This window comes from Streptomyces sp. NPDC005435 (genome assembly GCF_040703155.1).
GTDB lineage: Bacteria > Actinomycetota > Actinomycetes > Streptomycetales > Streptomycetaceae > Streptomyces.
Genome location: NZ_JBEXEQ010000001.1, coordinates 1 through 14,227 on the forward strand (window position 1 = coordinate 1; position 14,227 = coordinate 14,227).

Genomic DNA, 14,227 nt, shown 5'->3' on the forward strand with positions numbered 1-14,227 from the left:
TCCCTTTCCGGCGGTTCCGACTCTATCAGATCCTTTTCAGTGTCTGACCCCCAGTCAGCGGGGTTTGTCTTCCCGGCCTCGCGGCCGTTCCGACGAGTGAGACTTTAGCGGATTCCCGGCCCCCGAAGCCAATCGGGGTCCCTGCGCTCTTTCGAACACGGATTCCTCATTTCGCAAATGCGCACAACGAAACAAGCGACGCAGGAGCGTCGATGTCGAGTGGGCCTTGCGGAATGGCTGTCCGGGGACCGACCGGAGTCGGCTCTCACGTCGGACAACTCGGAGAACATTACGCACCCCAGGAGGGAGTGTCAACCCCCTCCTGGGAAGAATCTTGGAGTGGGTCAGTCCTTGGTGCCGGAGGCCAGCTCACGGCTGCGGTCGCGGGCCGCTTCCAGGGCGGCGATGAGGGCGGCGCGTACGCCGTGGTTCTCCAGCTCGCGGATGGCGTTGATGGTCGTACCGGCCGGCGAGGTGACGTTCTCGCGGAGCTTGACCGGGTGCTCGCCGCTGTCGCGGAGCATCGTGGCGGCGCCGATGGCGGACTGGACGATCAGCTCGTGCGCCTTGTCGCGGGGCAGGCCGAGCAGGATGCCCGCGTCGGTCATGGCCTCGACCAGGTAGAAGAAGTACGCCGGGCCGGAGCCGGACAGGGCCGTACAGGCGTCCTGCTGGTTCTCCGGGACGCGCAGGGTCTTGCCGACGGCGCCGAAGATCTCCTCGGCGGTGGCGAGGTGGGCGGCGGTGGCGTGGCTGCCCCCGGAGATGACGGACATGGCCTCGTCCACCAGGGCGGGCGTGTTCGTCATGACGCGTACGACCGGGGTGCCCTCGGCCAGGTGCTCCTCGATGAGCGAGGTGGGGATGCCGGCGGCGCCGCTGATGACCAGGCGGTCGGCGGGGACGTGCGGGGCCAGTTCGGCGAGCAGCGTGCCCATGTCCTGCGGCTTGACGGTGAGGATCAGGGTGTCGGCGGTCTTGGCGGCCTCGGTGTTGGTGACCGGGGTGACGCCGTGCCGGGCGCGGAGCTCTTCGGCGCGCTCGGGGCGGCGGGCGGTGACCAGGAGATCGGCGGGGGCCCAGCCCGCCCGGATCATTCCGCTGAGCAGGGCTTCGCCGATCTTGCCGGTGCCGAGGACTGCGACTTTCTGGCTCATGCGGTTCATCCTCGCACCGGGGGTGCCGGGTGCGGGGGCTTGTCCGGTGGGCGGACCCCCGGTGGGGTTCAGTCCGTGCGGCGGCGCAGGGTGGCCGCGCCCAGGGCGAGGACCAGGAGGGCGCAGCCGGCCACGATCAGGACGTCGCGGAGGAAGGTCGTCGTCATGTCGGGGTGGTGGAGGACCTCGTTCATGCCGTCGACGGCGTAGGACATGGGGAGGACGTCGGAGATGGCCTCCAGTGCGGGGTGCATGTCGGGGCGCGGGGTGAAGAGGCCGCACAGCAGGAGCTGGGGGAAGATCACCGCGGGCATGAACTGGACCGCCTGGAATTCCGAGGCCGCGAAGGCCGAGACGAAGAGGCCGAGGGCCGTGCCGAGCAGGGCGTCCAGGAGCGCGACCAGGAGGAGGAGCCAGGGCGAGCCGGTGACGTCGAGGCCGAGGAGCCAGACGGCGAGGCCGGTGGCGAGGGCGGACTGGACGGCGGCTACGGCGCCGAAGGCGAGGGCGTAACCGGCGATGAGGTCGGCCTTGCCGAGCGGCATGGCCAGGAGGCGTTCCAGGGTGCCGGAGGTGCGTTCGCGCAGGGTGGCGATGGAGGTCACCAGGAACATCGTGATCAGCGGGAAGATCCCGAGCAGGGACGCGCCGATGTTGTCGAAGGTGCGGGGGCTGCCGTCGAAGACGTAGCGCAGCAGGACCAGCATCAGGCAGGGGACCAGGAGCATCAGGGCGATGGTCCGGGGGTCGTGGCGGAGCTGGCGCAGGACGCGGGCGGCGGTGGCGGTCGTGCGGCCGGGGTTCAGCGCGGCCGCGGTGGTCGTGCTCATCGGGTCGGCTCCTTGGTGCGGTCGGTGGCGGCGGCCTCGTCCACGAGGTGCAGGAAGGCGGCCTCGACGGTGTCCGTGGCGGTGCGGGTGCGCAGGTTCTCCGGGGTGTCGTCGGCGAGGACGCGCCCGTCGCGCATGAGGAGGAGGTGGTCGCAGCGCTCGGCCTCGTCCATGACGTGGGAGGAGACGAGGAGGGTGGTGCCCCGTTCGGCGGCGAGGGTGTGGAAGAGGGTCCACAGGTCGCGGCGGAGTACGGGGTCGAGGCCGACGGTCGGTTCGTCCAGGACGAGGAGTTCGGGGGTGCCGAGGAGGGCGACGGCGAGGGAGACGCGGCTGCGCTGGCCGCCGGAGAGGTTTCCGGCGAGGGCATCCGCGTGAGTGGTGAGGTCCACGTCGGCGAGGGCGCGGGTGACGGCGGTGCGGCGGCGGTCGGCGGCTGCGCGGCCGGGGTCGAGGATCGCGGCGAAGTAGTCGAGGTTCTGGCGGACGGTGAGGTCGTCGTAGACGGAGGGGGCCTGGGTGACGTAGCCGAGGCGGTGGCGCAGGGCGGGGTGGCCCGCCGGGCGGCCGAGCACGTCGAGGGTGCCGGTGACCTTGGCCTGGGTGCCGGCGATGGCGCGCATCAGCGTGGACTTTCCGCAGCCGGAGGGGCCGAGCAGGCCGGTGATGCGGCCCCGGGGGACGGTGAAGCCGAGGGCGTGGAGGACGGTGCGGGGGCCGCGTACGACGGTGAGGGCGTCGGCGTGGACGGCCGCCGGGGTGGGTGGAGGCTCGTTATTCATCACGTGATGAATAATTCTCCCGTGGCGTGTCGCCGTCAAGGGGCCGGGCATGCGGAACGGCGGCCGGGTAGGGGTACCGGGCCGCCGTTCCGTGGGGTTACGCCGTTACGGCGGGGTGGGCGTCAGGGTTTTACGGCGACGATCAGCTGCACGTCGTACGTCTCCTCGACCACGCCGTCCGGGAAGACCTTCCGCAGGTGGGCGCGCTCCTCGGCCATGAAGGCGGTGCGGTCCTCCTGCGGGGTGAGGAGGAAGGCGGAGTGGCTGCCGAGGTTCGCGAGGTGGACGTCGAGGGGGACGCGGCGGCTCCAGCGGACCACGCGGCGCCGGAAGTCGAGTCGGCCGCTGGGGTCGGCCAACTCGGTGCGGGCCGGCGCCTTGCGCTTCTCGGCGGGCAGGTCGAGGCCGAAGAAGCGCGCGATGCGCTCACCGGCCTCGGAGATCCACTCGATGTCGGGGGCGTCGGTGTTCCACCACAGCGCGAGCGCGCCGCCCGGACGCAGGACCCGCAGCGCCTCCGGCACCGAGCGGGCCGGGTCGGTCCAGTGCCAGGCCTGGGCGTAGGTGATGAGGTCGGCGTGGGCGCCGGCGACCGGGAGGGCGTTGCCGTCGCCCCGGACCAGGGGGACGTCCGGCAGGGCCCGGCGGAACTCGGCGGCCATGCCCGCGCCGGGCTCGACGGCGAGGACGCGTGCCCCGCGCTCGTGCAGCACGCGGCTCGCGATGCCGGTGCCCGCGCCCACGTCCACCACGCGGGCCCCGGCCAGGGGGCGGCCGGACAGCTCCTCCAGCGCGTCCAGGAGGGCGGGCGGGTAGGAGGGGCGGCTCGCGGAGTACTGGGCGGCGGCCGCGTTGAAGGAGTGGGCGCGCGTGGAGCGGGAGGGCGGGGCTGCGGTGGGTTCGCATGGGGGCATGCGGTCCATGGTGCGCGGGGTGGGGCGGGTGTGGGGAGTGGGTTTCGGGCGGGGGGTGCGTGGGGCGGGGTGCGCGGCAGGCTTCGCGCGGGACGGCTCGCGGGGCGCCCCGGCGCCTCGCCCCCGGCGCCGCCGCCCCCGTGTCCTACTTGCCGCGCTTTTTCTTCGCCGGGTTGCCCGTGCGGCGGGAGCGGGTGCGGGTGTACTCGGTGTGGGCCTTGTCGTACTCGGCGCGGGCGAGTTTTTCGCCGGGGGCTTCCAGGAAGGCGCGGCAGGCGTAGGCGAGGAGGGAGCCGACGAAGCCGATGGTGAGGAGGCCGCGCAGGGAGGCCTGGCGGTCGGGGTCGGGGCGGCGTTCGTAGCTCTGCCAGGTGTTGCCGAAGGCGAGCGCGCTGCACACGGCGAACATGCCGACGACCAGGAGCGTCACGAAGGAGCCGGTGCCCGCGATCTGGAGGCCCTGGTAGGCGAAGCGCAGGACCAGGCAGGCGGCGCCGGCGGCGGCGAGGGCGCCCAGGGCGGTGCCGGCGCGGCGGGCCGCGTAGCCGCTGCCGTGGTCCACCCAGGACGTGCCGTAGAAGCGCAGGGGCTCGGGGCGGGGGCCCGCGTCGCCGCCCCCGGCGCGGGTTTCGGGGCTGGTGCCGGTTTCGTCGCTCACGGGGACGATTATGGCGGCCCGGGGGCGGCGGCCGGCGGGCCGGGTCAGAGGCAGCGGTTGGCGACGTAGCCGTCGCTGCCGGTGTGCACGTAGGCGTCGGAGACGAACTCGCCGGAGCCTATGTTGTCCCAGATGTTCGAGGTGCCGTAGTAGCCGTTGACGGTGGTGCCCGGCGACTGGCAGTTGATGGTGACCTGGGCGCCCTCGGGCAGCTCGCGGATGAGGGCGTACCCGGTGCCGGGGCCGCTGCGGACGTTCAGACGGACGCCCGGAGCGACGGCGTAACTGGCCGTGGCGGTCGCGGGCGCGGCCGGGGCGGCACTCGCGGGGGCCGCGAGGCCCGTCACCAGGAGGAGGGCTCCCGCGGCGCCTGCGAGCAGGGCGGATCTGCGGCGTGGGGAAGTCATGTCGTTGCCTTTCCGGTGGGATCAGGAGCAGCGGTCGGCCACGTAGCCGTCGCTGCCGGTGTGCACGTAGGCGTCGGAGACGTACTCGCCGTTGTCGATGTTGTCCCAGATGTTCGAGGTGCCGTAGGGACCGCTGACCTTGGTGCCCGGCGTCTGGCAGAAGATCGGGACGCGGGCACCCTCCGGCAGGAGGCGGACGATGCCGTACCCGGTGCCGGGGCCGCTGCGGACGTTCAGACGGACCCCCGGGGCGACGGGGTAGGTGCTGACGGTCGCCTGCGCCGTGAGCGCTTCCGGCACGGTGGCGGTGGACACTTCCTCGGTACGGTCGACGGACATGACGCCCCCCCTCGGACCCCATGGCGGTCACGGGATCGTTCGACTACCGCGCATCGAATCATGAAACAGGCGTGCCTAGTTCGAACAAAACCCTCAATGGTCCCGGAGGGCCCACCCGGATTCGTACGGGTCATCGACTAGGCTCCCTGCGTCGCGCGTGACCCGAAGATCACGGGGGTGGTCCATGGCGCCACAGCCGAACACCGGAGCGGGCACGGAAGCGGAACTTCCCGAGTACGCCGGTAACTACCGCCTGGAGTCCCGGCTGGGGTCCGGCGGCATGGGCGTGGTGCACATGGCCCACAGCACCTCGGGACTGAAACTCGCAGTGAAGGTCGTCCATGCCGGATACGCCGAGAACCCCGAGTTCAGAGGCCGCTTCCGGCAGGAGGTGGCGGCGGCTCGCCGGGTGAGCGGCGCCTTCACGGCCCCCGTCGTCGACGCCGATCCGGACGCCGTACGGCCCTGGATGGCGACGCTGTTCATCCCCGGTCCGACGCTGGCGGAACAGGTGAAGCGGAATGGCCCGCTGGACGCGACGCAGTCCCGGCGGCTGATGGCCGGGCTCGCCGAGGCGCTGCGGGACATCCACCGGGCCGGGGTCGTGCACCGGGATCTGAAGCCGGGCAACGTGCTGCTCGCCGAGGACGGCCCGAAGGTGATCGACTTCGGCATCTCCCGGCCCGCGGACAGTGAACTGCGCACCGAGACGGGCAAATTGATCGGCACGCCGCCGTTCATGGCGCCCGAGCAGTTCCGCCGGCCGAAGGAAGTGGGACCGGCTGCCGATGTCTTCGCCCTGGGATCGGTGCTGGTGCACGCGACGACGGGGCGAGGACCGTTCGACTCCGACAGCCCCTATGTCGTGGCTTATCAAGTGGTGCACGACGAACCGGACCTGACCGGTGTTCCGGAGGATCTCGCGCCGCTCGTGCGGAGCTGCCTCGCCAAGGAGCCCGGGGACCGGCCGACCCCGGACGAGCTGATGCGGGAGCTGAGGTCGACGGCGGCCGCGTACGAGACTCGCCCGTTCTTCCCGGCACAGCGCCCCCTGGGGCCCGGACCGGCGCGGGAGGCCGCCGCCGAGGGCGCTTCCGTCGCCGGGGGCGTCTCCGCGACGACGCCCGCGGCTGCTTCCCGGGGGTGGCTGCGCGGCCGGGGGACTCGCGCGGCCGCGGCGGTCGTGCTCGTGGTGCTCGTCGTGGGCGGTGCGGCAGGTGCCGTGCGGTGGTTCGGCGGCGGCCAGGCCGCGGAAGGAACGGAGAAGGTCGCGGTGCGCGGCGCCGCGGCAGTCGCGCCATGGCTGCGGAAGCCCGCGGGCGACGGTTCCGGGATGCCTCAATGCGTCTACGACGAGGGAAAGTTGCTCTGCCTGCGCGCCGGAGAGGCGTTCGCGCTCGACGCGGCGCGCGGCACCCGGCTGTGGCGGCGGTCCGTCGCCGGGGACGGTACGAGCGGCAGGCCGTCGCTGTCGGGCGGTCTTCTCCAGGTGGTGACGGGGCGGCGCGTCGAGGCACTCGTCCCCTCGTCGGGCAGGACACGCTGGAAGCGGGAGGTGGCGGGGCAGGGCACCGCGCCCGGCACCGCACCCGGCTCCGCCGACGTGTTCCTCGTGACGGGCGCCGACGGGTCGGTATCCGGGATCGACGGCGGATCGGGCGGCACGCGGTGGCGGCGGGCGGTCCCGGGCGGTGGCACACCGACGCTCGCCTCGTTCCCCGGTGATCCGTCGGTGTACGCGGTGACCACCTCGGCGGACGGAACCTCCACGCACGTCATTGCCGTGGATCCGGTCACCGGTGCCGAACGCCTGCGGACGCGGCTGGCGGGCTCGCTGCGGCCGGTCGGCAGCGAAGGGGGCGCCCTGTACTTCCTCTCGGTCGATCGTGCCTCCGGGCAGACGGACGCGGTGGTGCGTTACACCCCGGCGACGAAGGCACTGCGGCGGGCGCCGCTCGCCGTCCCCCGGCTGGCACCCCAGGCCGGCGTCGGCGGCGGCGTCGTGTACCTGCTGGCCGCGGGCGGTGCGCTGGAGGCCGTCGATGTCTCACGCCCCAAGCAGGGATGGGTCCTTCAGACGGCGGTGAGCCGCGGCTCCGCACCGGTGGCCGCCGGTGGCCGCGTGTACTTCTCCGCCGCCGACGGACGCCTGATCGCCGTCGACGCGCGCCACGGAACACTCCTCGGGCAGACCCCGCCGAGGCTGGGGGCACACGCCGGCGAACTCGTCGGCTCGCTCCCGGCCCCTCTGGTGGCCGGCTCCCGCGTCTACGCCTCCGCTCCCGACGGGAGCGTCTTCGCCGTGGACGCGCGGCATCCGTCCGGCTGGTGACGACACGAAGGGGACCGGCGTCGCGCACCGGCCCCCTTTCGCTGTCGTCCGGTCAGCCCAGGAGGCTCACGTCGCGCACGGCGCCCCGGTCGGCGCTGGTGGCCATCGCGGCGTAGGCGCGCAGGGCGGCGGAGACCTTGCGGTCGCGGTTGGCCGGGGCGTAGACCCCGCCCAACTCCGCGTCGCGGCGGGCCAGTTCGGCGTCGTCCACGAGGAGTTCGATGGTGCGGTTCGGGATGTCGATGCGGATGCGGTCGCCGTCGCGGACCAGGGCGATGGTGCCGCCGGAGGCCGCTTCCGGGGAGGCGTGGCCGATGGAGAGGCCCGAAGTGCCGCCGGAGAAGCGGCCGTCGGTGATCAGGGCGCAGGTTTTGCCGAGGCCGCGGCCTTTGAGATACGAGGTCGGGTAGAGCATCTCCTGCATGCCGGGGCCGCCCTTGGGGCCCTCGTAGCGGATGACGACCACGTCGCCGTCCTTGACCTCCTGGGTGAGGATGCGCCGGACGGCCTCCTCCTGGGACTCGCAGACCACGGCCGGGCCCTCGAAGGTCCACACCGACTCGTCCACGCCGGCGGTCTTCACCACGCAGCCGTCGACGGCGAGGTTGCCCCTGAGGACCGCGAGGCCGCCGTCCTTGGAGTAGGCGTGCTCGGCGGAGCGGATGCAGCCGCCCTCGGCGTCGTCGTCCAGGGAGTCCCAGCGCTCGGACTGGGAGAATGCCTCGGCGGAGCGGACGCAGCCGGGCGCCGCGTGCCACAGCTCGACGGCTTCGGCGGAGGGTGAACCGCCGCGCACGTCCCAGGTCTTGAGCCAGTCGGCGAGCGACGGGCTGTGCACCGCGTGCACGTCCTCGTTGAGCAGTCCGGCGCGGTGCAGTTCACCGAGGAGGGCGGGGATGCCGCCCGCGCGGTGCACGTCCTCCATGTAGTACGTGCGGTTCTTCGCGACGTTGGGCGCGACCTTCGCCAGGCACGGGACGCGGCGGGAGACGGCGTCGATCTGCTCCAGGCCGAAGGGAACGCCCGCCTCCTGGGCGGCGGCCAGCAGGTGCAGGATCGTGTTGGTGGAGCCGCCCATGGCGATGTCCAGCGCCATGGCGTTCTCGAACGCCTGGAAGGAGGCGATCGAGCGGGGCAGGACCGTCTCGTCGTCCTGCTCGTAGTAGCGGCGGGTGATGTCCATGACCGTGCGCGCCGCGTCCTCGTACAGCGCCCTGCGGGCGGTGTGCGTGGCGAGGACCGAGCCGTTGCCCGGCAGGGAGAGGCCGATGGCCTCGGTCAGGCAGTTCATCGAGTTGGCGGTGAACATGCCGGAACAGCTGCCGCAGGTCGGGCAGGCGTTCTCCTCGATACGGAGGATGTCCTCGTCGGAGATCTTGTCGTTGACCGCGTCGGAGATCGCGTCGACCAGGTCCAGCGTGCGCACGGTGCCGTCGACCAGGGTGGCGCGGCCGGACTCCATGGGGCCGCCGGAGACGAACACGGTCGGGATGTTCAGGCGCAGGGCGGCCATCAGCATGCCCGGGGTGATCTTGTCGCAGTTGGAGATGCAGACCAGGGCGTCGGCGCAGTGGGCCTCCACCATGTACTCCACCGAGTCCGCGATCAGGTCGCGGGAGGGCAGGGAGTAGAGCATGCCGCCGTGGCCCATGGCGATGCCGTCGTCCACGGCGATGGTGTTGAACTCGCGCGGGATGCCGCCCGCCTCGCGGATCGCCTCGCTGACGATCCGGCCGACCGGCTGGAGGTGGGTGTGACCGGGCACGAACTCGGTGAAGGAGTTGGCCACCGCGATGACCGGCTTCCGGCCGATGTCCGCACCGGGTACACCCGAGGCACGCATAAGGGCGCGGGCGCCCGCCATGTTGCGGCCGTGGGTGACTGTGCGGGACCTCAGCTCGGGCATCGTCGCTCGCTCCTTCGGGGAATGACGGGTCAGAGACGCCTCTGACTGCTGCCGAGCGTACGCCGGTCATCCAGCGGGCGGGACGATGTGTCCGGAATGCGGGACGGGTGTCTTGTGGCGGGTCTCGTCGTACGGCGGGTTCGGGTGGTCCGCGCGCCCAGTTGTACGGCGGGCTCGGACGGTCCGCGCGCCCAGTTGTACGGCGGGCTCGGACGGTCCGCGCGCCCAGGTGTACGAAAATCCGCCCGGCCGCTCACTCCCCCGTGAGATGCCCCTGCACCACCGGTGCCAGCCGCTCCACGATCCGCTCCACGTCCGCCGAGGCCAGCGGCTCCACCTTGATCACGTACCGGAGCATGGCCGTGCCGACCAGCTGGGCGGCCGCCAGTTCGGCGCGCAGCTCGGCGTCGGGACCGCCGAAGCGGCTCGCGATACGGCCCAGCAGCTGGGCGGCGACCAGCCGGCGGAAGACGGCGGCGGCGCCCTCGTTGTTCACCGCCGAGCGGACGATGGCGAGCAGCGGGGCGCGGGTCGCGGGGTTCTCCCAGATGCCGAACACGAAGCGGGTGAACCGCTCCCCCACCGTCTCCAGCGGGCCGTCCGCGAGGGCGTCCGGGGCGGCGAAGGCGGGCGCGAAGGAGACGGTGACGGCCGCCTCGAAGATCTTCTCCTTGGTGCCGAAGTAGTGGTGGACCAGGGCGGAGTCGACCCCGGCGGCCTTGGCGATGCCGCGTACGGAGGTCTTCTCGTAGCCGCGCTCGGAGAACTCCTCGCGGGCCGCGGCGAGGATGCGGTCGCGGGTGTCGCCGGACTCGGTGCGCGGGGGCCGGCCCCGGCGGCGCCCGGTGCCGTCGCTCACGGCCGGGGCACCCGGACGTCGGCCGCGAGGTGGCGGCGGGTGAACTCCAGGGCCTCGGCGAGGTCCGCCTCGCGCTCGGCGCTGGACATCGCGCGCCGGGTGTTGACCTCCAGGACGACATGGCCGTCGAAACCGGTCCGGGTCAGCCGGTCCAGCACCTCCGCGCAGGGCTGGTCGCCCCGGCCGGGCACCAGGTGCTCGTCCTTGGCGGAGCCGCGCCCGTCGGCGAGGTGGACGTGGCCGAGCCGGTCGCCCATGCGGTCCAGCATGTCGAGCGCGCTGGTGCGGGCGGTGGCGGTGTGGCTGAGGTCGATCGTGAAGTGCCGGTAGTCGTCCTTGGTGACGTCCCACTCGGGGGCGTAGGCGAGCATCTCGCGGTCGCGGTAGCGCCAGGGGTACATGTTCTCGACGGCGAACCGTACGTCCGTCTCGTCGGCCATGCGCCAGACGCCCTCGACGAACTCACGGGCGTACTGCCGCTGCCAGCGGAAGGGCGGGTGGACGACGACCGTGGAGGCGCCCAGCTTCTCGGCGGCCGACTGCGCCCGGCGCAGCTTGGTCCACGGGTCGGTGGACCAGACCCGCTGGGTGATCAGCAGACAGGGCGCGTGCACGGCGAGGATCGGCACACCGTGGTGGTCGGACAGCCTGCGCAGCGCCTCGATGTCCTGGCTGACGGGATCGGTCCACACCATGACCTCGACCCCGTCGTACCCGAGGCGCCCGGCCATCTCGAAGGCCGTCGCCGTCGACTCCGGGTAGACGGAGGCCGTCGACAGGGCGACCTTTACGTCCCTTGGTTCAGCCACGGGGACACCTTACGGGGTGGGGTGAGAGCGGCGCGGGGCGTCCCCGGACGGGGCGGAGATACGGGGACTGACGGGCGGCCGGGGAGAGGGGCTGGGCGATGGCGTGCGGGCGCCGGGGTGGGGCGCGCGACGGGAGCGGGGGCGGAGACACCGGGGGGGGGCGGGCACCGCCGGGCTGGGGGGCGGGCACCGCCGGGCCGGGGGGCGGGCACCGCCGGGCCGGGGGCGAGGAAGCGGGCACGGGAGCTCGGGGCGAGCCAGGGCGACGGGCGCGGCCGCCGAGGTGAGGCGCGCGACCGGAGCCGGGGCGGAGACACCGGGGGGCGTGCACCGCCGGACCGGGGGGGCAGGCGCCGCCGGGCCGGGGAGCGGTGACGCGGGCACGGGAGCTCGGGGCGGGCACGGGCGACAGGCGCGGCCACAGGGGTACGGCGGGCGGCCGCAGCCGGGCGGAGGCACCGGGGTGGCGGGCACCGCCGGGGCAGGACCGGGGCGTAGGCGCGGGACCGTCGGGCGGGCCAGAGCGACGGTGGACGCTCCCGCAGCCGGAGCGGGCCAGGGGCGACAGGCGCCGCCACAGGGGTACGGCGGGCGACCGCCGCCGGGGTGGCGGGCGCCCCCGGGGCAGGACCGGGGCGTAGGCGCGGGACCGCCGGGCGGGCCAGAGCGACGGCGGACGCTCCCGCAGCCGGAGCGGGCCAGGGGCGACAGGCGCCGCCACAGAGGTGCGGCGGGCGACCGCCGCCGAGGTGGCGGCCACCGCCGCGACAGGACCGGGGCGTAGACGCGAGACCGCCGGGCGGCCCAGGACGACGGCGGACGCGCCCGCAGCCGGGGTGGGCCAGGGTGACGGGCACCGCCACAGAGGTGCGGCGGGCGACCGCCGCCGGGCGGAGACACCGGGGTGGCGGGCACCGCCTGACCGGGGAGTAGGGGCATGGGAGCCCGGGGTGAGGGAGGGTGCGCGGCTGCGGGATGGGGCGGGCGGCGGACGAGGCCGACAGGTGCCGTCAGGGGAAGGCGGGCGGGTGGCTGTCAGCCGGCGCCGGGACGCGGGGGCTGCCGGGCGCCCGGGGCACAGGGCCGGCGCCCCGAGGCGGAGCGGACACCGCCACGGGCCCGGCCCACCGGGGGCAGCGCGCGAGGGCGGGACCTCACCGGGCAGGCGCCGGAGAGCACACGCCCTCCCGAGCGCCACCGAACCGGCACCGGACCCCACCCAGCAGCCGTACCCCACTCGGCAACCGCACCCCCACCCCGCAGCCGCACCTCACCTCACAGCCGCACCCCATCCCACACCCGCACCCCATCCCGCAGCCGCACCTCACCCCACACCCGCACCCCACCCGCAAGGCCCGGCGCAGCCGGTCCTCACCCCGCCCCCATGTGGTCAAGCCGTCGCAGGATCACGCCTTCCCGCAGAGCCCACGGGCAGATCTCCAGGCTCTCCACCCCGAAGAGGTCCATCGCGCCCTCCGCGACCAGGGCGCCCGCGAGGAGTTGGCCGGCGCGGGACTCGGAGACGCCGGGGAGTTCGGCGCGCTGGTCGGCGGACATGGCGGCGAGGCGGGGGACCCAGGCCTCCAGGGACTCGCGTTTGAGTTCCCGCTGCACGTAGAGGCCGTCGGCGTCGCGGGCGGCGCCGGCGAGGCGGGCCAGCTGCTTGAAGGTCTTGGAGGTGGCGACGACGTGATCGGGGGCGCCGTGGCGGACGAACTCCCCGACCGTGCGGGCGATCTCCGTACGGACGTGCCGGCGCAGGGCGCGTACCGAGTCCGGGTCGGGCGGGTCGGCCGGCAGCCAGCCCGCGGTCAGGCGGCCCGCGCCGAGCGGCAGGGAGACGGCCGCGTCCGGCTCCTCGTCCAGGCCGTAGGCGACCTCCAGGGAGCCGCCGCCGATGTCGAGGACCAGCAGCTTTCCGGCCGACCAGCCGAACCAGCGGCGCACCGCGAGGAAGGTGAGCCGCGCCTCCTCGGCCCCGCTGAGCACCTGGAGCCGTACCCCGGTCTCGTCCGCGACCCGGGCGAGCACGTCCTCGGCGTTGCGGGCGTCGCGCACGGCGGAGGTCGCGAAGGGCAGCAGGTCCTCCACGCCCTTGTCCTCGGCCGCCTCCAGCGCCTCCCGTACGACCGCCACGAGCCGGTCGACCCCCTCGTCCCCGATGGCCCCGTCCCCGTCGAGGAGCTGGGCCAGCCGGAGGTCGGCCTTGTGCGAGTGCGCGGGCAGCGGACGCGCACCGGGATGCGCGTCCACGACCAGCAGATGCACCGTGTTCGAACCCACGTCCAGGACACCGAGTCTCATGTACGGAACGCTACTGCCATTGCCCCCGCCGGCGGCCCCGATCAGGGGGTTCGGCCACTTACCCTGGACCCGTGCCAAAGACGAAAAAGGCGAAGGACGAGAAGGCCGCCAAGCACGACAAGGCGGACAAAGTGTCCAAGAGGCGCAAGGACGCCGCGCCGGTGGACGACGAGCAGGGGCTCGACTTCGCGCGCGCGTGGGTGGAGTTCCCCGACCCGGCGGACGACGAACAGGTCTTCCGCTGCGACCTGACCTGGCTGACCTCGCGCTGGAACTGCATCTTCGGCAGCGGCTGCCAGGGCATCCAGGCGGGCCGCGCGGCCGACGGCTGCTGCTCGCTGGGCGCGCACTTCTCCGACGAGGACGACGAGAAGCGGGTCGCGGAGCACGTGGCCCGGCTCACCCCGGACATCTGGCAGCACCACGACGAGGGCGTGCGCGGCGGCTGGGTCGCCGAGGACGACGAGGGCTCCCGGCAGACCCGCCCCTTCCAGGGCTCCTGCATCTTCCAGAACCGCCCCGGCTTCGAGGGCGGCGCGGGCTGCTCGCTGCACATCCTGGCCCTGAAGGAGGGCCGCGAGCCGCTGGAGACCAAGCCGGACGTGTGCTGGCAGCTGCCGATCCGCCGGACGTACGACTGGATCGACCGCCCCGACGACACCCGGGTCCTCCAGGTGTCCATCGGGGAGTACGACCGCCGGGGCTGGGGCCCGGGCGGCCACGACCTGCACTGGTGGTGTACCTCGGCGACCTCCGCGCACGGCGCGGGCGACCCGGTCTACGTCTCCTACCGGGCCGAGCTGACCGAGCTGATGGGCAAGGCGGGGTACGACCGGCTGGTCGAGCTGTGCGAACAGCGGCTGGCCTCGCGGCTTCCGCTGGTGGCCCCGCACCCGGCGGACCCGGCGCGGCCGGGCGAGTCGGGCTGAG

13 protein-coding genes are annotated in these 14,227 nt (G+C 73.6%); 2 read left to right on the forward strand and 11 right to left on the reverse strand.

The window, feature by feature from the left end; all coding sequences use genetic code 11:
* Window positions 1-344: 344 nt before the first annotated feature.
* The 7 genes from proC to AB0898_RS00035 all read right to left on the reverse strand — a co-directional run bounded on the left by proC (window position 345) and on the right by AB0898_RS00035 (window position 5,087).
* Complete coding sequence (gene proC / locus AB0898_RS00005; protein ID WP_366800499.1) at window positions 345-1,157, reverse strand: pyrroline-5-carboxylate reductase; 813 nt, start codon at window positions 1,155-1,157, stop codon at window positions 345-347.
* A 68-nt stretch (window positions 1,158-1,225) separates the two neighbouring features.
* Window positions 1,226-1,987, reverse strand: a complete 762-nt coding sequence (locus tag AB0898_RS00010; RefSeq protein WP_366800500.1) for an ABC transporter permease — start codon at window positions 1,985-1,987, stop codon at window positions 1,226-1,228.
* A complete protein-coding gene (locus AB0898_RS00015) occupies window positions 1,984-2,769 on the reverse strand; it encodes an ABC transporter ATP-binding protein (protein ID WP_366800501.1) in 786 nt (261 codons plus the stop codon). The genes AB0898_RS00010 and AB0898_RS00015 overlap by 4 nt, the downstream gene beginning before the upstream one ends.
* Window positions 2,770-2,891: 122 nt before the next feature.
* Window positions 2,892-3,683 carry a class I SAM-dependent methyltransferase gene (locus tag AB0898_RS00020; protein WP_366800502.1) on the reverse strand — a complete coding sequence of 264 codons (792 nt, stop codon included), beginning with the start codon at window positions 3,681-3,683 and terminating at the stop codon, window positions 2,892-2,894.
* 145 nt (window positions 3,684-3,828) lie between these two features.
* Window positions 3,829-4,341, reverse strand: a complete 513-nt coding sequence (locus AB0898_RS00025; protein ID WP_366800503.1) for an EamA/RhaT family transporter — start codon at window positions 4,339-4,341, stop codon at window positions 3,829-3,831.
* A 44-nt stretch (window positions 4,342-4,385) separates the two neighbouring features.
* Window positions 4,386-4,748 carry an SH3 domain-containing protein gene (locus AB0898_RS00030; RefSeq protein WP_366800504.1) on the reverse strand — a complete coding sequence of 121 codons (363 nt, stop codon included), beginning with the start codon at window positions 4,746-4,748 and terminating at the stop codon, window positions 4,386-4,388.
* Window positions 4,749-4,769: 21 nt separating this feature from the next.
* Window positions 4,770-5,087, reverse strand: a complete 318-nt coding sequence (locus tag AB0898_RS00035; RefSeq protein ID WP_366800505.1) for an SH3 domain-containing protein — start codon at window positions 5,085-5,087, stop codon at window positions 4,770-4,772.
* Between the two features lie 184 nt (window positions 5,088-5,271).
* On the opposite strand from AB0898_RS00035, the gene AB0898_RS00040 reads away from it, so the two are divergent.
* The gene (locus AB0898_RS00040; RefSeq protein WP_366800506.1) at window positions 5,272-7,419 is read left to right on the forward strand and encodes a protein kinase domain-containing protein; all 2,148 of its coding nucleotides are present in this window, start codon (window positions 5,272-5,274) and stop codon (window positions 7,417-7,419) included.
* 52 nt (window positions 7,420-7,471) lie between these two features.
* Here the strand turns inward: AB0898_RS00040 and ilvD are convergent, their stop codons facing one another.
* The 4 genes from ilvD to AB0898_RS00060 all read right to left on the reverse strand — a co-directional run bounded on the left by ilvD (window position 7,472) and on the right by AB0898_RS00060 (window position 13,297).
* On the reverse strand, window positions 7,472-9,325 hold the full coding sequence (gene ilvD, locus AB0898_RS00045) for a dihydroxy-acid dehydratase (RefSeq protein WP_366800507.1): 1,854 nt from the start codon (window positions 9,323-9,325) through the stop codon (window positions 7,472-7,474).
* A gap of 253 nt (window positions 9,326-9,578) precedes the next feature.
* Window positions 9,579-10,184: a TetR family transcriptional regulator gene (locus AB0898_RS00050; RefSeq protein WP_366800508.1), complete on the reverse strand. Its 606-nt coding sequence runs from the start codon at window positions 10,182-10,184 to the stop codon at window positions 9,579-9,581.
* Window positions 10,181-10,993 (reverse strand): sugar phosphate isomerase/epimerase family protein, encoded by an 813-nt coding sequence (locus tag AB0898_RS00055; protein ID WP_407078266.1) that lies wholly within the window; start codon window positions 10,991-10,993, stop codon window positions 10,181-10,183. The genes AB0898_RS00050 and AB0898_RS00055 overlap by 4 nt, the downstream gene beginning before the upstream one ends.
* 1,371 nt (window positions 10,994-12,364) lie before the next feature.
* A complete protein-coding gene (locus tag AB0898_RS00060; protein WP_366800509.1) occupies window positions 12,365-13,297 on the reverse strand; it encodes a Ppx/GppA phosphatase family protein in 933 nt (310 codons plus the stop codon).
* Window positions 13,298-13,368: 71 nt separating this feature from the next.
* Here AB0898_RS00060 and AB0898_RS00065 point away from each other — a divergent pair, with 71 nt between their 5' ends.
* Window positions 13,369-14,226, forward strand: a complete 858-nt coding sequence (locus AB0898_RS00065; RefSeq protein WP_366800510.1) for a hypothetical protein — start codon at window positions 13,369-13,371, stop codon at window positions 14,224-14,226.
* The last annotated feature ends 1 nt before the right edge of the window (window position 14,227 follow it).

What these genes read in the sequence shown, in the direction of transcription:
- AB0898_RS00020 (WP_366800502.1), bottom strand. Translation starts at nt 3,683, where the DNA reads ATGCCCCCATGCGAACCCACCGCAGCCCCGCCCTCCCGCTCCACGCGC.
- AB0898_RS00015 (WP_366800501.1), bottom strand. Translation starts at nt 2,769, where the DNA reads ATGAATAACGAGCCTCCACCCACCCCGGCGGCCGTCCACGCCGACGCC.
- AB0898_RS00060 (WP_366800509.1), bottom strand. Translation starts at nt 13,297, where the DNA reads ATGAGACTCGGTGTCCTGGACGTGGGTTCGAACACGGTGCATCTGCTG.
- ilvD (WP_366800507.1), bottom strand. Translation starts at nt 9,325, where the DNA reads ATGCCCGAGCTGAGGTCCCGCACAGTCACCCACGGCCGCAACATGGCG.
- proC (WP_366800499.1), bottom strand. Translation starts at nt 1,157, where the DNA reads ATGAGCCAGAAAGTCGCAGTCCTCGGCACCGGCAAGATCGGCGAAGCC.
- AB0898_RS00010 (WP_366800500.1), bottom strand. Translation starts at nt 1,987, where the DNA reads ATGAGCACGACCACCGCGGCCGCGCTGAACCCCGGCCGCACGACCGCC.
- AB0898_RS00030 (WP_366800504.1), bottom strand. Translation starts at nt 4,748, where the DNA reads ATGACTTCCCCACGCCGCAGATCCGCCCTGCTCGCAGGCGCCGCGGGA.
- AB0898_RS00035 (WP_366800505.1), bottom strand. Translation starts at nt 5,087, where the DNA reads ATGTCCGTCGACCGTACCGAGGAAGTGTCCACCGCCACCGTGCCGGAA.
- AB0898_RS00040 (WP_366800506.1), top strand. Translation starts at nt 5,272, where the DNA reads ATGGCGCCACAGCCGAACACCGGAGCGGGCACGGAAGCGGAACTTCCC.